Below are 18,416 nucleotides of genomic sequence, written 5' to 3'. Positions count from 1 at the left end.
TATGAAATCGCTTGGCAGCATCCGCAGGGATTTCGCGCCATGGAATGATCCGAACGCCAAGCCGTATATCCAGTTCGACAACGTCACCAAGAAGTTCGGCGACTTCACCGCCGTCAACAATCTGTCGCTGACTATCTTCGAGCGCGAGTTCTTCGCGCTGCTCGGCGCGTCCGGCTGCGGAAAGTCGACGCTGCTCAGGATGCTTGCCGGTTTCGAGGAACCGACCGCAGGCCGCATCCTGCTAGACGGCCAGGATCTGCGCGGCATCCCGCCCTACCGCCGGCCGGTCAACATGATGTTCCAGTCCTATGCGCTGTTCCCGCACATGACGGTCGAGAACAACATCGCCTTCGGCCTCAAGCAGGACGGCATGCCGAAGCCCGAGATCGCTTCGCGCGTCGCCGAGATGCTGAAGCTGGTCAAGCTCGAGCAGTTCGCCAAGCGCAAGCCGCACCAATTGTCGGGCGGCCAGCGCCAGCGCGTGGCGCTCGCCCGCTCGGTCGCCAAGCGGCCGAAGGTGCTGCTGCTCGACGAGCCGCTCGGCGCGCTGGACAAGAAGCTGCGCGAGGAGACGCAGTTCGAGCTGATGGACCTGCAGCAGAAGCTCGGCCTGACCTTCGTCGTCGTCACCCACGACCAGGAAGAAGCGATGACCATGGCCGATCGCATCGCCATCCTCGACAAGGGCGAGGTGATGCAGGTGGCGACGCCGCCCGAAGTCTACGAGGCGCCTGCCTCGCGCTTTGTCGCCCACTTCGTCGGCAACGTGAACATGTTCGAAGGCAAGGTTGCCGAGCGGACGGCAAGGACAACCCGCATCTCCGGTGCCACCGGAGCCCAGATCGTCGTCGAGAACGCCGGCGATGCCGCGGCGGGCGCCGACATCGTCTTCGCCATCAGGCCGGAGAAGATCAAGATTTCGTCGAAGAAGCCGGCCGAAGCGGTCAATGCGCTCGAAGGCGAAGTCTACGACATCGCCTATCTCGGCGACATGACGGTCTATCACGTCAGGTTGGATGACGGGCAGATGGTGCGGGCGAGCACGATGAACGCGGCGCGCGTGACCGAAGATCCGCTGAGCTGGAACGACCGCGCCTGGGTTTCTTTCCGGTCCGATGCCGGCGTCGTGCTGACACGGTAGGGGGCGATCATGTCGAACGCCGCCGCCGCTGCAACAACGTCCCCGTCGGCAGATGCCGCCAAGTCCCCGCTGGCCAGACTGGGAGCGGCTTTCGTCGGCCGTCTGGTCATCATCATCCCCTATCTCTGGCTGCTGTTCTTCTTCCTCATCCCCTTCATCATCGTCTTCAAGATCTCGCTGTCGCAGACCGCGATCGCCATGCCGCCCTACACGCCGGTGCTTGACTTCAGCGGCGGCATTTCCGGCTTTTTTGATCAGCTCAAGCAGCTCAGCATCGACAACTACACCTGGCTGACCGAGGACGCTCTCTATTTCAACGCCTATGTGACCAGCGTCATCATCGCCGCGATCTCGACGGTCCTGACCCTGCTCGTCGGCTATCCAATCGCCTACGGCATGTCGCGCGCCCCGGCAACGATCCGCCCGACCCTGCTGATGCTGGTGATCCTGCCGTTCTGGACCTCGTTTCTGATCCGCGTCTACGCCTGGATCGGCATCCTCAAGCCCGAGGGGCTGCTCAATCAGCTGCTGCTCGCCACCGGCATCATCAGCCAGCCGCTGATCATCCTCAACACCTACACGGCGATCTTCATCGGCATCGTTTATTCCTATCTGCCGTTCATGGTACTACCGCTCTATTCGTCGCTGGAGAAGATGGATTACTCGCTGATCGAGGCGGCCAAGGATCTCGGCTGCCCGCCAACCAGCGCCTTCTGGAAGATCACCTTTCCGCTGTCGCTGCCCGGCGTCATCGCCGGCTGCCTCCTGGTGTTCATCCCGGCCGTCGGCGAGTTCGTCATCCCCGACCTGCTTGGCGGCTCGCAGACGCTGATGATCGGCAAGACGCTGTGGAATGAGTTCTTCGCCAACCGGGACTGGCCGGTGTCGTCGGCCGTCGCCGTCATCCTGCTGTTGCTGCTGATCGTGCCGATCATGCTCTTTCAGCAGGCCCAGGCGCGCGCCCAGGAGCAAGGCAAATGAACGCCACCTGGAGCCGCTTCAACATCACCTCGATCGTGCTGGGCTTTGCCTTTCTTTACCTGCCGATCGTCCTGCTCATCGTCTTCTCGTTCAACGAGTTGAAACTGGTCACCGTCTGGGGCGGCTTCTCGACCAAATGGTACGTCTCGCTGTTCCACAACCAGGGCCTGATGGACGCCGCCTGGGTAACGGCCCGCGTCGGCGTCATCTCGGCCACGGTGGCCACTGTGCTCGGCACCTTGGCGGCGCTCACCTTGACCAGGTACACGCGCTTCAGGGGCAGGGTGCTGTTTTCGGGCATGGTCTTTGCCCCGCTGGTCATGCCTGAGGTCATCACCGGCCTGTCGCTGCTGCTGCTCTTCGTCGCTGTCGGCCTCGACCGCGGCTTCGTCACCGTAACACTTGCCCATATCACGCTGACCATGTGCTTTGTCGCCGTCGTCGTGCAGTCGCGCCTCATCAGCTTCGACCGTTCGTTGGAAGAAGCCGCGATGGATCTTGGCGCGACACCGGTGAAGACCTTCTTCCAGATCACGCTGCCGGTCATCATGCCGGCGATCGTCTCCGGCTGGATGCTGGCCTTCACGCTGTCGCTCGACGACCTGGTCATCGCCAGCTTCACCTCGGGGCCTGGCGCCACAACCTTACCGATGAAGATCTACAGCCAGGTTCGCCTCGGCGTAACGCCGGAAATCAACGCCGCCTGCACCATTCTGATCGCCGTCGTTGCAGTCGGCGTCATCATCGCCTCGCTCGCCAACAAGCGGCGTGAAGTGCAGCGCCAGCTCGACGAGCAGGCGGCGCAGCGCGGCTGATCAAGCTGCAGTAGTCAGATGATGGATCGGGAACGGGCGTTCGGCTGAAGAGGAGGCTCTACTCGCCTGAAATGCCGCGGCTGATCGGCGAGATGAACGGCGTGCTCCAGGTTCCGCCGACGAAGAAGGACGACTGGCTGGGCCCTTGCTGCCCATTCGGCTGCTTGGCCGCCTGTTCCGGCTGGATGACGCCGCCCGACAGCGCCAGGCCACGTCCGGCATAGGAGGCGATGCCGGAAAGCCAGATCTTGGACTTGGCCGAATTGGCCTCGGCCTTGTCCAGCCTCGCTACGCCCCTCGAGATGCTTGCCTTGATCTCAGCGCCGTCGATCGGCAGCGTCCCGTTGGAGACATCGTCGAGCGCGAAGAACCCGCCCTGTTCGGTGCGCTTGAGGAAGGCGGGCAGGTTGAGGCCGGTGAGCGCGCCCGGTCCGAATGTCGCCGTGACCGAGCCGTCGGCGTTTTCGAAGATCGAATCCCAGGATTTGCCCGGCCCTTTCAGTATGACCGAGACCGTTGCGGTTCCGACCGGCACCAGCCGCGTCATGCCGGCCGCGGTGGCGAAGGCGCCGCCATCGACGTCGGAGGCGAGAAGCCGGATCTCGACCTGCGTGCCTTCGGGCTTGCGGTCGAAACGCAGGCTGCTCTGGATGTTGCCCCCGAATGCCGAGGCATCCGAAATGTCGAAGACGGCAAGCCCGTTCTTGACCTGTGCCGTGGCGGCGACGTCGGCAAGCTGGACGGGTCCGGCCGTGGCGTGCGCCGCTGACAGCCGCAGGTCGAGATTGATCTTGTCGGCAAAACTGGTGTTGATTTCGCCGGGTCCGGCTTCGCCCGTCGGCGCCAGCGGCGTGAAAGCGGACAGAAACGACCGGAGATCGAGCGTGTCAAAGGCGAGCGTGCCGGAGATGACGGGCAGGGACTCGCCGAAGGAGAAGTCCAGCGCCCCCATGCCCGGATTGTTGTCGAGCGCTACAGTGGTGTTTTCGAATTTCACCCGGCCGGCCGCCGCCGTCACCTTGCTGGCGACCGAGACGGAGCCGATCGCTGCATTTGGCGCGATGCCAGCCTGCGACCATTCGAGCACGCGCCTCAGCGATGGGGCGGCAAATTTTGCCTGGCCGTCGAAATAGCCGTTCTCCGACATCGAGGCCACGCCGTCGAAGGAAAAGGTCGCCGGTGCGGCCTTGAAGGACAGCGTGATCGGCGCGGCACCGCCGGCAAACAGCACCAACGGGTTTGGCGATGCGAAATCGACGGCGACGCTTTCGCCGCGCCAGATGCCGGTCGCCGACATCGTCGCGTTGCTGTTCATCGCCGCCCAGTTCGCCTGGCCGGTGAGGCTGCTCAGGATTTCAATCTCCTTGCCGCCGACCAAAGCCACCATGCGGCCGTCCCTGAACTCCACCGTGCCGAACGGATCGGCCGGCAGCTTGCTGAGATCGGGTTTGGTCGGATCGGCATTGACCACGCCGCGCGCCGTGTCGATCGAGCGCGTGATGCGTCCGCCGGACGGAATGGCCGGCAGGTAGAAGCCGTTTGCCGCGTGCTGGACCCTGATCGTCGGCCGCACCAGCCGCGCGGTGGAAAACACCACGTCGCCGCGCAATGCCGCCATGGCGGAGAGGTCGACCTCGACGCGCTCGGCTTCGATCACCGGCGGTGCGTCGGTCTCGGTCCACTGCGAAAGCGTCACGTCGCTCAGAATGGCCCGGAATTTCGGCCAGACCTCGATGCGCGGCGAGCCCTGGATGGTGACCCTGAAGCCGCTCCAGGCGCTCATCTCCCAAGCGATGCGGTCGCGCACGATGCGGGTCGAGGCAAACAGCGGCAGGGCGGCGACAACCAGCGCGATGACGAGCACGGCAACGCCGATCACCCATATTCCGCGCCGGATCAAAGATGATCGCATATCGCCCCGGTTGCTTCCATTGCCGACAAATCGCCCGACGGGTGTAACCCAGCGCTGACGCATTTCAAGTCTTTATGGCCCGGCGATGGCATTTGCGCACACCAACAGCCACGGACGTCTGCTTTGCCGGCGGTTTTCCCGATGCGTCATCGCTTGTCGGAACAAAATCTTGCTCTGCTGCGCTGCGATATGCATAAGCGATGCAGCCCGTGGAGGAACGATCATGGCTGCCGACGCACCACTCTGGATCCCGACGCAAGACCAGATCGGCGCCGCGCCGATGACGGCCTTCATGAAGGCCGCTGCGGCGAAAACCGGTCTCTCCTTCGCCTCCTATGCAGAGCTTCACCGCTGGTCGATCGACGATCGCGAGACGTTCTGGGACCTGGTCTGGGATTTTTGCGGTATCGTCGGCGACAAGAGCACCGGTGGGGGCAGCCGCGTGTTGATCGATGGCGAAAGGATGCCGGGGGCAGCCTTCTATCCCGACGCGACGCTGAATTTCGCCGAGAACCTTTTGAAGAAGACCGGGTCCGGTGAGGCGATCGTCTTTCGCGGCGAGGACAAGGTCGAGCGACGGCTGTCCTGGAATGAGTTGCACGTGCTGACCTCGCGTCTGCAGCAGCTTTTCCTGTCGCTGAAGGTGAAGAAGGGCGACCGCATCGCCGCCATGATGCCCAATATGCCGGAGACCGTGGCCGCAATGCTGGCGGCGGCCTCGATCGGCGCCGTCTGGTCGTCCTGCTCTCCCGATTTCGGCGAGCAGGGTGTGCTCGACCGTTTCGGCCAGATCGAGCCCGTCGTGTTCATCGCGCCCGACGGTTACTGGTACAATGGCAAGGCGATCGAGGTCGCCGACAAGATCGCGGCGGTGGCGGCAAAGCTGCAGTCCGTCCGCAAGATCCTGATCGTCGACTATCTCGGCACATCGGCCGATGTCGCGGCGACCATCGACAGGGCGGATGCCCTGGAGGAGGCCTTGTCTCCCTTTGCCGCCAAGCCGGTCAGCTTTGAAAGCCTGCCGTTCGCGCACCCGCTCTACATCCTGTTTTCCTCAGGCACGACCGGCATCCCCAAATGCATCGTCCACTCGGCCGGCGGCACGCTGATCCAGCACGTCAAGGAACAGCGCCTGCATGCCGGCCTGCTCGACGGCGACCGCTTCTTCTACTTCACCACCTGCGGCTGGATGATGTGGAACTGGCTGGTCTCCGGCCTGGCATCGGGTGCGACGCTGTTGCTCTATGACGGCTCGCCCTTCTACCCCGACGGCAATGCGCTGTTCGACTTCGCCGATGCCGAGAAGATGACCTATTTCGGCACCTCGGCGAAATTCATCGATTCCGTGCGCAAGGCTGGCCTTCAGCCTGCCCGCACGCATGACCTTTCGACCGTGCGCACCATCTCCTCAACCGGTTCACCGCTGTCGCCGGAGGATTTCCGCTTCGTCTATGACGGCATCAAAGCGGACGTGCATCTGGCCTCGATCTCCGGCGGCACCGATATCGTCTCCTGCTTCGTGCTCGGCGTGCCGATAGAGCCGGTATGGACGGGCGAGATCCAGGGACCCGGCCTCGGCCTTGCCGTCGACGTTTGGGACGACGACGGCAGACCGGTCCGGCAGGAGAAGGGCGAGCTCGTCTGCGCAAAAGCGTTTCCGGCAATGCCGATCGGCTTCTGGAACGACCCCGAAGGCAAGAAATACAAGGCGGCTTACTTCGAGCGCTTCGACAATGTCTGGTGTCATGGCGACTTCGCCGAATGGACGGCGCATGGCGGCCTGATCATCCATGGCCGCTCCGACGCGACGCTCAATCCGGGCGGCGTCAGGATCGGCACCGCGGAAATCTACAATCAGGTCGAGCAGATGCCGGAGATCCTCGAGGCGTTATGCATCGGCCAGGATTTCGACAATGACGTGCGCGTCGTGCTGTTCGTGCGGCTGGCCGCCGGCGTGGTGTTGGACGCCGATCTGGAAAAACGCATCCGCGCGAAAATCCGCGCCGGGGCGAGCCCTCGTCACGTGCCGGCAAAAATCGTCACCGTCACCGACATTCCGCGCACCAAATCGGGCAAGATCACCGAGCTTGCGGTGCGCGACGTCGTGCATGGCCGCGCCATCAAGAACAAGGAAGCGCTCGCCAATCCCGAGGCGCTGGAGTTGTTCAAAAATCTGCCGCAGCTTGCCGACTGATGCATGCCGCCCAAAAGTGTGTAGCGGTTTTGGGAGAACGGCATGCATGGCTAAAATGGCCATTCGCGATGGTTAACGAATTATCTCGGTCGAATTTACCTAGATTTCATGAGTGGTACACATTCGTAAATTTTCCGGCCGGCCGGTAAGGATTTGTTAAGGGCCGGCGCCGATAGTCGCACGTAACTTGAGGGAGAAATCCCGTCCTCGTCCCCTGAGGATCAGTTTCGCTCAAGCCCCGTTGTGACAGCAATCTCATTACCTAAGGCGTCCATTGGACGCCTTTTCTTTTGCTGCAAAAGCAATGGATCGGGGTCTACTCCGCCAGCACGCGGGTCGAGGGGAAGGCGACTTCGACGAGCGTGCCTTCGCCGGGCGTGGAGTTGATGCTGAACCGGGCCCGGTTGGCCTCGACCATCGCCTTGGTCAGCGGCAGTCCGAGACCGGTGCCGTCGCCGCGTCCGCGCTTCAGCGCGTTGATCTGCTTGAACGGCTTCAGCGCCTGCTCGATCTCGGCCTGGCTCATGCCGATGCCGGTATCGCGCACACGCATGACGACGTCGCCTGAGGTCTCGTAGGCGGTCGAGACGATGACCTGGCCGCCGGCCTGCGTGTAGCGGATGGCGTTGGACAGGACGTTGAGGGCGATCTGGCGTACGCTGCGCAAATCGGCCACCACCTCCGGCAGCCGCGAAGCGAAGCTGGAGCGGATGATGACGCGTTCGCGATTGGCCTGCGGCTGCATCATCGCCACCGTCTCGGCCAGCGTATCGTTGAGCGACACCGCCTCGTAGTCCATCTCCTGCTGGCCGGCCTCGATCTTCGAAATGTCGAGCAGGTCGTTGACGAGGTCGAGCACGTGGTTGCCCGAGCGGTTGATGTCGCGCAGATAGTCGCGGTAGCGGTCGTTCGCCACCGGGCCGAATTTCTCGTCCACCATCAGTTCGGAAAAGCCGATGATGGCATTGAGCGGCGTGCGGATCTCATGGCTGATGCGCGCCAGGAAATCCGTCTTCTGCGAGGAGGCGCGCTCGGCCACGGCGCGCGCCTGGGTCAGATCTTCCTCGGCTCGCTTCCACTGCGTGATGTCGCGCACCACGGCGCAGAAGCCGCTGTCGCTGGGCAGCCTGCCGATGGTCATGAACAGCGGAATGAAGCGGCCTTGCGCCTCGCGCCCGATCACCTCGCGGCCGTCATTCATCACGCTTGCGACGCCGGGCTCGGAGAGCCCGTTGAGATAGTCGCGCGCCGCGCGCTGGCTCTCGATGGCGAACAGCGAGGCGAACGGCTTGCCGGCCACCTCGTCACTGTCGAAGCCGAACAGCGCTTCCGCCGGACGGCTGATCGAACGGATCGCGCCGTCGCGACCGATCAGCACCACGCCGTCGGTGGCGGTGTCGATGATGGTACGCATTTCGGCAATGCGGCTTTTGAGCTCGGAAACATCAGGCTGGGTCGGCTCGTCCGACAGGCCATGAAGGGCCGCGGCCGGCGCCTCGTCCTCGCCTGAACGGCGCACCACAAGCATCAGCGCCTTGCCGCCGCGCCACGGAACCGAGCGCAGGATGGCGTCGATCGGGAATTCCTGCCCGTCGCGCGCCTTCAGCCTGAGCGCGCGATCGCTTTCGTCGGCAGCGCCGTCGTCGGAGTAATGATCGGCAAACAAGGCGCCGAGGCCGCCGGCATCGGCCAAATCGTCGAGCGCGGCATAGCCGGTCAGATGGAGGAATTCGTCATTGGCGTAGTGAAGCTCGTCGCCGGAATGGATGAGCAGCGGCACCGGCAGCTTGCCGATGATCGAAGTATCGGGAACTTTGGTCTCATCCCCGGTTGAGAAGGCCGAGGGCATGAACCCGTCGAGCTTGAGCGGCGGCACCTCGAGCAGCGGCCGCTCTGGCGGGGGCACGGCCGCGTCGGGGAGGTTGTCCTTTGCCAACGAAGCTGCTTCCTCCGCGGAAGCAGCAGTGTCCTCGCCGGATCGCGCCCAATCCTCGCTGTCCCCGGCGTCGCGGAAATCGTCGGCCGTCATGCTGTCGTCGCCGGCGCCCGTAGCCGGCGTCTCGGCAACGGCCGGCTCGACATCGTCAGTCTTGGTAGCTTCTGGCGCCGTTGCCGCCCGGTCCGGCTCGGAAACCGGCGCGTCGTCGCTGTTGTCCGCGACCTGGCCGGGTTCGTCCGTGTGGTCGGCATAGTCGAGCAGCGAGCCTGAAACGGCAGACGCCGTCGGCTCCTCTTCGCTGTCTTCGTCCGGCTGCGCGCCATCGAGCCGCGCCAGATCCTTCTCGTCCTCGGCGTCGCTCTCGGGCGGTTCACCCGCTGCCGTTTCGCTTTCCGCCGAGGCCGGCGGTATTTCCCCATCCGCCGGTTCGCTGACGGTCGCTGCGGTCTTCGCTTGCTCCCCGGCATCGGCAGCCGGCCCCTGTGCGGCACCCGACTGCTCAGGCGAGGGCTGGTCAGCCAGCCCGGTCGCCTCGATCGGGGCATCCCTGTCGGCGGCTGGCTTCGCCTCCTCGGCCCGGGTCTCCGCGGCTGGCGGCTGTTCGACCGGGGCTGTACTGTCCTTCTTCAGACGCTCGCCGATCTCGCGGAAGGCGCTGCGCTCCAGGGTCGACAGGCCCTTATCGTTGGCCGGTTGCCGATGCTCGGCCAGCCGGATCACCTTGTCGGCGAAGCGGCGTTCCGGCTTCGGCACGATGGTCAGCGCCGGCACTTCGCCCTTGAACGGGTCGGCCGGCTCGGCTGTCTCCCTCTCGGGCGCCTCGACCGCCGGCTCGCTGGGCCCGTGCGTCTCGCCATTTGGGACAAGCGCCATGCCGATCGCTTCCGGATCGACCACCGCGTCGCCGCTGCGGGCAACGCCGAAACCGCGAAAACCTTCGAAGGCGCGGCTGCGGCCATAGACCGGCAATGCGGCCAGATCGACTGGTATCTTGAGATCGGAGCCGGCCACCGGCCACAGCACCGAACGGCCGGACCAGGTGTCGCGCCGCTCCAGCAGGCCGGCAATCTCGCCCGAGGCATCGAGACCGAAAGTGGCAGCCACATCCTTGAAGCGGCGGCCGATCACATCGGCGGCGGGCTTGCCGACGATCCCGGCGAATTCCGCCGATAGAGCGCTGAACCTGCCTTCGGCATCGGTGCGCCAGACGAAGCGCAGCGGCGGTGCAGAACGGTCGATTGTCGCAGCGGCGGGGCGCTCAGTGGGAGAAGCGGCCCTGGCAAGGTCTTGTTGCCTGCTTTCGACTGGAGCGCCGGGTTCCGGTGCCTCGACCTGCGCCGGAGTGCCTGACCGGTTCGGCTGTCTCGCCTCATCCCCGCCGGCGTTGAAATACCAGTGGTCGTGTTGCGCCGGGGCTCTGCCGGTTGCTTGCCGATCACCGTCGTCCGGGCTCTGCGTCGCCGAAGGGGCAGGCTGCTCGTCGGCCGGCAGCACAAGGCTGCCGGCGTCCTGCGTCACTTCCGTTGCCGCGTCCGTCGGAGGTGTTGTCGTGGGCTCATTGTCCTGACCCGCCTCTGGCCGGGCAACCTTGTTGTCTTCTGCCGATGCAGTGTAAGGCTCACCAACGGCCCCTTCATCGTCGAGCTGGTCTTCGTCGATGACCACCAGCAGGTGGCGCGCATCGGTCAGCCGGGCGAGCCCGGCCGGATAGGAATTGGCGCCGCCCGGAACCAGGCGCTTGACGATACGGTCGTCCTCGTTCGCCACATCGGCGACAAGCGCCGCCAGCGTCTCGGGCAGGATCCCGAGCGCTGCAAAGCCGTCCGAGGCGGCCTCGACACCGCCCGCGGCGTTGATGAAGGCGATGAAATGGCCGACCTCGGTAAAGCCGCCAATGGCGCGGCTGGCGATTTCGGCCGGGCTGCGCGAGCCGGTTTGCGCCGCCGGCAACACCAGCATGGTCGCATGCTCGCCATCCGGCATCCTGACCGCGCTGGCCAGGAAGCCGACGGCACGGCTGCTGAGGCCGGTCGCCAGCCTGACCGTGATGGCGCGGTCGCTGCCGATTTCCGGAAAGCCGCTGGTCGCCATGATCTGGCGCCGGGCGATCAGCGGCAGCCGTGCCGAGGCGCCGATGATGGCCTCGATATCCGGGTAGCCGAACACCGCGGCCCCGGGCCCATTGGCCCAGATCACCTGTTCGAGGTCCGCCGACAATATGGCGATCGCGTCGCCGGCGGCGAAGCGCTGGCGGACCGCGTCGAGCACGGCGACGTCGAGGAAGGAGTAGTTTTCAGGCGGCATGCGCTTGGCGAATCCCTCGGCGGGCAATTTCAGTTAACGCTTTGTTAATAAAAGCCGGCGGGGCGAAGGTCCACAAGCTATGACGTGCAGCGGTCGGAATCTCTGGGCTCTTGGTTAACGGTAGGGAAGAATTTTATGGTGCACCGCAACAAAGATGTTGCATCGCACAAAAAAACCTCTATATTGCCATTATACATGAACGAGACGGCTTTCTGTCAAAGCCGCTACCACTGAAAAGGATGGAAAATGTCCAAGACCAAGACTGGCGAGACGATCGAGAACGTTGAATTCCCGACCTTCGATGCTTCCAAGACCACCGACCAGATTCGCGCTTTCGCCGAAAAGGGCGTCGAGCAGTCGAAAGAGGCCTACACCAAGCTGAAGACCGGCGCTGAAGAGACCCAGAAGGTTCTGGAGTCGACCTACGAGACCGCCAAGACCGTTTCCAGCGACCTGTCGCTCAAGACCATTGCCGCTCTGCGCGCCAATGCCGAAGCCGGCTTCTCGCATCTCGAAGCCCTGATCGGCGCCAAGTCGCTGTCGGAAGTCGTCGAGCTGCAGACCGCGTTCCTGCGCAAGCGTGTCGAGACGACCGTCGAGCAGGCCAAGGAATTCCAGGCCGTTGCTTCCAAGGCTGCCGAGGACGTCTCCAAGCCGGTCAAGACCGCTTTCGAGAAGGCCCTGAAGGACATCAAGGCCGCCTAATATTTGCGCACGTCCTGGCGATGCATCAAAACGTCGCATTTCGTCAGACAAATAGATGTGCGATAAAGTGACCAAGTGAATACCCGGCGAGTGGAACCTCCTCCCTCTGCTCCCGGGGTGACCAGCCAGCACCTCCTCCCGCTGGCTCGTAACAGGAAAAGGCCGGCACCTCCTCCCGCCGGCCTTTTCTTTTGTCCGGCGGAATCCGGCGCGGTTTGTAGAACCGTGCCTTTGCTTCTCAAAGGCCTTGAATTAAGATCCGATAGCCCGTATTGGACGCATCGCCGAACGACAGTTCGGGTCCCGGAGAACAAGCTTCACCTGGATCCTGCTTAGGCAGACGTGCCGTTGTAGCTCAGCTGGTTAGAGCGCCGGATTGTGGATCCGGAGGTCGCTGGTTCGATCCCAGCCAACGGTACCACCAAAAATTCTATGTAACTTATTGGATTTTATGAAGAATTTCAGAAATCCGATTGTCAGTTTGGCATCGTTTCGCTCAGTTGTGTTACCTATTGTGCTACTTATCGGGTAAGTCCAAGGAGCTTGAACCGGAATGTTGGTTCTGTTGTCATTTTCTACGTGCCTTGATGGCACCGTTAGACCTACCTCAAGCGCCCCGGTTTCGAAATACCTTTCAGTGACCAGTGCGGTAATCGGCGGCAACGACGTGCAATTAGGCAGGTTCCCCAGCACATCACGCGGGTCATCGATGCATCTCTGATGGCCCTTTTCGGGCGGAGAACGAACCCGCTGCGCGGGAGGGCGCCTGCGCTTAAGGTAGAGATCAAGAACCGATCGTCGCGCCCGCGTTGAGCAGGGTTCGGCAAGGGCAGAGCATCACAGGCTTCTTCAACAAGGAGCCTGACTATGCCTCATGCAATTCTCGAAGCTTCGATCAGCCCGTTGCGCCAGCGACTGATCGACGACATGAACATGCGACGTTTCTCACAGGAGACACACCGCAACTATCTCCGTGACATCGGACGCCTGGCAGCATTCCTTGGGCGTTCGCCAGACACAGCGACCACCGATGACCTGCGCCGGTTTCAGGTCTGGCAGCAGGAGGACGGCGTTCCGGTTCCGACGATGAACAGCATCGTGTCAGCGCTGCGCTTCTTCTTCACCCACACGCTCGACCGCCCGGACCTGGCGTGCCGGCTCGTCCGGCTGTCGCATCCGCGCAACCTGCCCGTGGTGCTCAGTCGCGACGAGGTCGCCCGGCTGCTCAACGCCACCACCTGCCTTAAGCACCAGGCCGCACTTTCGGTTGCCTATGGCGCGGGCCTGCGCGTTGCGGAGGTGTCGATGCTGAAGGTCGCCGACATCGACAGCGAGCGCATGCTGCTGCGCGTCGAACGTGGCAAGGGCGGGCGGTAACGCCATGCTCTCGGAGGACCTGCTCACTCTCCTGCGGCAATGGTGGAGGGTCGGGCGGGCAGCAGGGCGTAATGCATCGCGACGGCTGGTTGTTTCCCGGGCAGCACGCGATGAAGCCGATCAGCACGCGGCAGCTCTATCGCATAGTCGTCGAGGCGGCGCAGGCGGCTGACATCGCCAAGCGGGTGGGGCCGCACACGCTGCGTCACAGCTTCGCCACCCACCTGCTGGAGGACGGCACCGACATCCGGATCATCCAGGTCCTGCTCGGGCACACCAAGCTCAACAACACTCGGGATCGGCGGACCGTGTATTGCCCGCGAACTTGCCAACCGTCTGCCGACGGCCAGCATTTACGCCTGTCAGGATATTTCGACCGCCGAACGGTTCGCGGCGATCATGGAAACGGACTATTACCGTTTGTCGGTGACAACGGACGTCACGGGCGTCGAAGCCTGCGCCGCACTCAAGAATTTCTTTGCGATCGGTGTCAGCGCCATGCAGACGCGATATCCCGATCAAAAACGTGCGGACGGTCAGTCCAAAAACCCCACGGCTGCAGCCTTCACCCAGGCCAGTTTGGAAATGGCAAGGCTTTGCGAGAGACTGGGCGGCCATGCCGCCACAGCATTCGGGCTTGCCGGCCTCGGCGATCTGCATGTCACGGTCGGCGGAGGGCGCAACAGCCGCCTCGGCCATGGGCTCGGAACCGGCCGCAGCGTCCTTGATGTCTTGTCCAGCGACTTGTTTGGCGAAACGGTCGAAGGCGTGGATACTGCGCGGGTTCTGGCGACAATGGCGCTGGAGAAACCCAGCATCAACGGCGAAGCGACCCCTTATTTCCCGCTTGCGTCTGCCATTATTGATGCCGTTCTTCAGCAGAAACCCTTCTCGTTGGATTTTTCACGCCTCGTTGTTCAGTAGCCACCGGCTTAAGTCGACAAGGGAAAGGGCTTTTCCCAGAAGACAAACGGTCGTGCCCCGTCACGTCGTGTGGGAAGCAAGATGAAGCAAAGGCGGTGGCCGACGCGCTTCTTGCTGCGCTTTACCGGGTTCCTGCAGGCTGTCCATGACGCCATCGACGTCGCGGCGTGACGAACCTTGCGGAATTCCAGAGAAGGACCGTTCAGATCGCGCTCGAGGGGGATGGGCCGAGACGCTTTCTCGTGGCCGACGAAGTCGGGCTGGGCAAGACGATCATCGCGCGCTCGGTAGCCGAAGGACTGAACCCCCGCCGGGCTCAACGTGATGTACCTCTGCCCGAGCCTCAAGGTCGTCGGACAGACCGACTGAAGTTCGTGTCGCTCACAGAGATCGACGAGAAGGATTACACGACGGCGAGGACCGTCTAGACTCCTTCATGTTTTGACGGAAGCGTATCCAGCGTTGTTGAAGTAGTTTGCGCATTCGTCTGGCTTGATTGTTCCGACGAGGGTGCCGAGATGGCGCCAGGTGTCTTCGATAGTTCGCTTCTGGGCGTGGCGCATCCAATGTTTGATCTTGGCGAAGGTCTGCTCGATCGGGTTGAGATCGGGTGAATAGGGCGGCAGGAACCAGAGCCTTGCGCCGGCGGCCTTGATGGCGTGACGGATGGCTGCAGATTTATGGCTGCCCAGATTGTCCATGATCACGATGTCGCCTGGCCGCAGGGTCGGGAGCAGTTGCTGACGGACATAAGCGCGGAAGCATTCACCGTTGATCGGGCCGTCGAAGACGCATGGCGCGGTGAGTTCGTCGCAGCGCAATGCGCCCAGGAAGGTCAGGGTTCGCCAATGGCCATGTGGGGCAAAGCCGCGCAGGCGCTGTCCCCTTGGCCCCCAGCCGCGAAGTGGGGCCATGTTGGTCTTGATCCACGTCTCGTCGATGAAGACCAGACGCGCCGGATCGAGGCGACCCTGCCACGACCTCCAGCGCTGGCGGCGACGAGCGATGTCGGCTCGGGCCTGCTCAAGAGCGAACAGCGTTTTTTTTGAAGCTCAGGCCCTCGCGCCTCAAGAACACCCAGACCGCGTTGTGCGAGACCATCACCCCGCGTGCGGCCAACTCATCCTTCAGCCGATGCAGCGTCAGATCAGAGGTCTGGTTGATCCGCTCCACGATGAAGGCCCGATGCGGCTCCAGAATACGCTTGCGGTGTCCACCCATCTTGCCCGGCGCAACCGAGCCGGTGGCACGGTAACGCTGCGACCACTTCACCACCGAGGACACTGCGACGCCAAAACGCGACGCCACCACACGGCAGCTCTCGCCGGTGCCGACGGCTTCAACAACACGCTCACGAAGATCGTTCGAAAGGGCTCGTGTCATCAGACGCTGGCCTCCGTCCAGCCAGCATCTTGAATCACAAACCAGCTGCTTTGGGAATCCTACGATTCTCTCAAGAAATGAAACGCTCTAGCGCTGGTGCGCGGTGCGCTACCCGACGAGGGCAAGGGCTATCAGCGCGCTTGTCGCCATCATCGGCCCTGTCATCCCCTGACTGGTTTTCGTGGCCTCCGCTTAGTTTGAATGGTCAGCTGCGCTCTGGACAACGACTGTTGGCCGGCCCTGTGGAACGCCGTGGAACACTACGCATCAATACCAAAACGTTGCTCATCAACCGAGATAGGCCCGATGAAGGATATCCGGTTGCTGTTGAAGATTCTCGGGGGACCCGCTGAAACTGAAACGACCACGCGACATCACGTGGGCCGCCTGAGCATTCTTCAGCGCGAGTGCGGTAAACTGCTCGATCAGGAGTATGCCGGTACCGTGCTGGGCGAGTCTGCTCAGCACATCCATCAGCCGCTTGACGATCAGCGGTGCAAGGCCGAGCGACATCTCGTCCGCGAGAATGAATTTTGGTTGCGCGACCAGACCTTGGCCGAGCGACAGCATCTGCTGCTGGCCACCGGAGAGCGTGCCGGCGCGCTGTTGCTTGCGCTCGGCCAGTTCAGGGAAGATCGTGTAGACGTCCTCGACGGCTTCGGCCGCCCTTCTCGCGGGCAGCTGAAAACCGGCGGCTTTCAAATTGTCGTCGACGTTGAGGCCGTTGAGTACCCGGTGTCCCTCCGGCACCGCGGCGACGCCGGCCGCGCGGATGGCCTCGGGAGATTTGCCGGTGAGCGGTTTGCCATCGATCTCAACTGTGCCGGCCGCGATCGGGATCACTCCGGCGAGCGCCAGAACGAGCGAGCTCTTGCCGGCGCCGTTAGGCCCGAGAAGGGCAGTGATCTGGCCGCTTACCAGCGTGAAGGACAGGTCCTTGACGACATGCTTGCCGCCCCGATCAATCGCCAAATCACGAACTGTCAGGGTGCTCATGCGGTGTCCTCCATGCCGAGATAGACGGCGCGGACTTTCTCATCGGTCAGCACGCTAGCGGTCTCGCCAACGGCGATCAACGAGCCAAAATCGAGCACCATGGTTTCCCGACAAACCGCCTGGATCAGGTCGACATCGTGATCAATCAGTAGCGTGATGGATCTTGTTGCGTCGTAGATACTGGAGATGACTTGCCGCAATTTCTCGACCTCGCCCTGGGAGAAGCCTGCTCCCGGTTCATCCAGAAGGATCACCCGTGGGCGTCCCACGACGCAGCGCGCGATTTCGATCATCCGACGCTCAAAAGCATTCAACTCTCCAGCCGAGGCTCGGCGTAGCGCCGAGAGCCCAGCAAAGTCCAGCGCGGCAGCCGTCGCACTTAGCCGTTCGGCCGCCGACAGTCCGAGTTGGTCAAGCAAAACGCGGACGTTGTCCTCCACCGTCAGTTCGTCCACCACCTGTTCCTTCTGAAAGGAACGGCGCAGGCCCCAGCGAGCCCGCCGATGTGGTTTCATCGGCAGTATGTCGGTGTCCATCATGTGGATTGAGCCGCTTTGCGGCAGAACGAAGCCGGACAATACGTTGAGAAGGGTCGTTTTGCCGGCCCCGTTTGGCCCGATGATACCGCAGACCGGCTGTGTGAGTTCGACAGTGACCGCATTGAGCGCGGTAACGCCGCCGAAGGCAACAGTTAAATTCTCGATCGAGATCATGCGCTGCGGTCCGTCTTGCGCAACCGCTTCAAACCATCCGACAGTTGTCCGGCCAGACCCTTGGGAGCCGTGGAAAGCGCGTGAATAAGGGCAAATCCGAAGATGATGTAGGCCGCGTTGCCGTCCACTCCGAGGTTGTTGAGGAAGGCCGGGAGGAGCCGATAGAGCAGTGCCGCGATCACAGCGCCATACCAGTGCCAGGCGCCGCCGACGACCGTCAGCGCGAAGATCATCACCGATTCCGCGGGCGGGAAAGAGCGTGCATCAAGCAGTTGGAGATTGCCCGCGAGCAAGGCACCCGCAATGCCGGCGAGAAACCCGGAAAGGGCAAACCCCCATACTTTATAGAGCGTCACATTGACACCCGCGGCCATGGCGGCGGCCTCGCTTTTGCGAATAAGCGCCCAACCACGGCCGGCGCGGCTGCGTTCATGGATGTCTATCAACAGGAAGCCGACGGCCACCACGATCAGACAATAGCTGAAGAAGGCCGCGTCCGAGTGTGCGATTGCCGGCCGCGGCAAATAACCGGTTGCCTTGACTTCGAAACCGGTGAAGCCGCCACCGCCATTGGGGAACTGAATGACATTGATGAGAATACCGAAGCCGCCCGCCGCCATCAAGGTAATGAGCGCCAGATAAAGGCCGCGCATTCGCAGCGCCGGATAGGCCAGGATCATGCCGATCAGTCCGGCAAAGAGGCCGCCAGCAAGAAGGTTCAGTTCGAATGGCAGTTTGAAGCCATGGCCGAAACGGAGCGCCACCCAGCCGCCGCATCCCATGAGCGAAACCTGGGCCAGGGACACAAGGCCGAGACGCCGGTAGAGGACCGCGACGCTGGCGGAGGTAAGTGTGTAGATCGCCACAGCGGTCAAGACTTTGAGCCATAAGGCGCTTGCGACAAACGGCACCACGATGGCCGCGCCGACGAAAAAAAGCTGCGGTGCATAGCGGCCGAACGAAAAGCTTGCTGGACCCGCGACAGAAGGTGCCAGAACTTCGGAAAGAGGTTTTTCCGCTGCCAGCATGCTC

General features: G+C 62.9%; 12 protein-coding genes, 1 tRNA gene and 2 pseudogenes. 9 read left to right on the top strand and 6 right to left on the bottom strand.

Annotated features, from left to right (window positions below; all coding sequences use genetic code 11):
• Nucleotide 1 precedes the first annotated feature (1 nt).
• Genes AC1RUK_RS23275 through AC1RUK_RS23265 form a run of 3 tightly spaced genes read left to right on the top strand, consistent with a single transcriptional unit; the run spans nt 2 to nt 2,937 of the window.
• Complete coding sequence (locus tag AC1RUK_RS23275; RefSeq protein ID WP_436170870.1) at nt 2–1,141, top strand: ABC transporter ATP-binding protein; 1,140 nt, start codon at nt 2–4, stop codon at nt 1,139–1,141.
• A gap of 9 nt (nt 1,142–1,150) precedes the next feature.
• Nucleotides 1,151–2,122, top strand: coding sequence for an ABC transporter permease subunit (locus AC1RUK_RS23270; RefSeq protein WP_436170871.1), 972 nt, complete (start codon nt 1,151–1,153; stop codon nt 2,120–2,122).
• Nucleotides 2,119–2,937, top strand: a complete 819-nt coding sequence (locus tag AC1RUK_RS23265; protein WP_481840123.1) for an ABC transporter permease — start codon at nt 2,119–2,121, stop codon at nt 2,935–2,937. Before AC1RUK_RS23270 ends, AC1RUK_RS23265 begins: the two co-directional genes overlap by 4 nt.
• A gap of 58 nt (nt 2,938–2,995) precedes the next feature.
• Here the strand turns inward: AC1RUK_RS23265 and AC1RUK_RS23260 are convergent, their stop codons facing one another.
• The gene (locus AC1RUK_RS23260) at nt 2,996–4,849 is read right to left on the bottom strand and encodes an AsmA family protein (RefSeq protein WP_481838770.1); all 1,854 of its coding nucleotides are present in this window, start codon (nt 4,847–4,849) and stop codon (nt 2,996–2,998) included.
• A gap of 223 nt (nt 4,850–5,072) precedes the next feature.
• Here AC1RUK_RS23260 and AC1RUK_RS23255 point away from each other — a divergent pair, with 223 nt between their 5' ends.
• Nucleotides 5,073–7,043, top strand: coding sequence for an acetoacetate--CoA ligase (locus tag AC1RUK_RS23255; protein ID WP_481838771.1), 1,971 nt, complete (start codon nt 5,073–5,075; stop codon nt 7,041–7,043).
• Between the two features lie 316 nt (nt 7,044–7,359).
• Here the strand turns inward: AC1RUK_RS23255 and AC1RUK_RS23250 are convergent, their stop codons facing one another.
• Nucleotides 7,360–11,286: a histidine kinase dimerization/phospho-acceptor domain-containing protein gene (locus AC1RUK_RS23250; RefSeq protein ID WP_481838772.1), complete on the bottom strand. Its 3,927-nt coding sequence runs from the start codon at nt 11,284–11,286 to the stop codon at nt 7,360–7,362.
• A 246-nt stretch (nt 11,287–11,532) separates the two neighbouring features.
• Here AC1RUK_RS23250 and AC1RUK_RS23245 point away from each other — a divergent pair, with 246 nt between their 5' ends.
• From AC1RUK_RS23245 to AC1RUK_RS23225, 5 genes and pseudogenes are all read left to right on the top strand, one after another.
• Entirely contained in the window at nt 11,533–11,991 is a 459-nt protein-coding gene (locus AC1RUK_RS23245) for a phasin (RefSeq protein ID WP_436170876.1), read from the top strand.
• A 344-nt stretch (nt 11,992–12,335) separates the two neighbouring features.
• Nucleotides 12,336–12,412: transfer RNA gene (locus AC1RUK_RS23240), tRNA-His, on the top strand.
• A gap of 446 nt (nt 12,413–12,858) precedes the next feature.
• Nucleotides 12,859–13,661: pseudogene (locus AC1RUK_RS23235) on the top strand (site-specific integrase); the annotation flags it as partial.
• Nucleotides 13,651–14,292: pseudogene (locus tag AC1RUK_RS23230) on the top strand (glycerol-3-phosphate dehydrogenase); the annotation flags it as partial. The pseudogenes AC1RUK_RS23235 and AC1RUK_RS23230, both read left to right, overlap by 11 nt.
• A 242-nt stretch (nt 14,293–14,534) precedes the next feature.
• Nucleotides 14,535–14,720, top strand: a complete 186-nt coding sequence (locus AC1RUK_RS23225; RefSeq protein WP_481838773.1) for a hypothetical protein — start codon at nt 14,535–14,537, stop codon at nt 14,718–14,720.
• A gap of 6 nt (nt 14,721–14,726) precedes the next feature.
• Here the strand turns inward: AC1RUK_RS23225 and AC1RUK_RS23220 are convergent.
• The 4 genes from AC1RUK_RS23220 to AC1RUK_RS23205 form a co-directional block, all read right to left on the bottom strand.
• Nucleotides 14,727–15,675 (bottom strand): IS630 family transposase gene (locus tag AC1RUK_RS23220; RefSeq protein ID WP_436173611.1). Its coding sequence is split into 2 segments (ribosomal slippage): nt 14,727–15,338 and nt 15,340–15,675, totalling 948 coding nucleotides; the frame shifts between segments, so codons are not numbered across the junction.
• 288 nt (nt 15,676–15,963) lie between these two features.
• Entirely contained in the window at nt 15,964–16,671 is a 708-nt protein-coding gene (locus AC1RUK_RS23215) for an ABC transporter ATP-binding protein (RefSeq protein WP_481838774.1), read from the bottom strand.
• A complete protein-coding gene (locus tag AC1RUK_RS23210; protein WP_481838775.1) occupies nt 16,668–17,384 on the bottom strand; it encodes an ABC transporter ATP-binding protein in 717 nt (238 codons plus the stop codon). Before AC1RUK_RS23210 ends, AC1RUK_RS23215 begins: the two co-directional genes overlap by 4 nt.
• Nucleotides 17,381–18,412: a branched-chain amino acid ABC transporter permease gene (locus tag AC1RUK_RS23205; RefSeq protein ID WP_481838776.1), complete on the bottom strand. Its 1,032-nt coding sequence runs from the start codon at nt 18,410–18,412 to the stop codon at nt 17,381–17,383. The genes AC1RUK_RS23210 and AC1RUK_RS23205 overlap by 4 nt, the downstream gene beginning before the upstream one ends.
• Nucleotides 18,413–18,416 lie beyond the last annotated feature (4 nt).

The sequence above is a fragment of the Mesorhizobium monacense genome, from assembly GCF_056781675.1.
The sequence above is the reverse complement of the archived record's forward strand: the minus strand, read 5'-3'. Positions and strand labels throughout refer to the sequence as shown.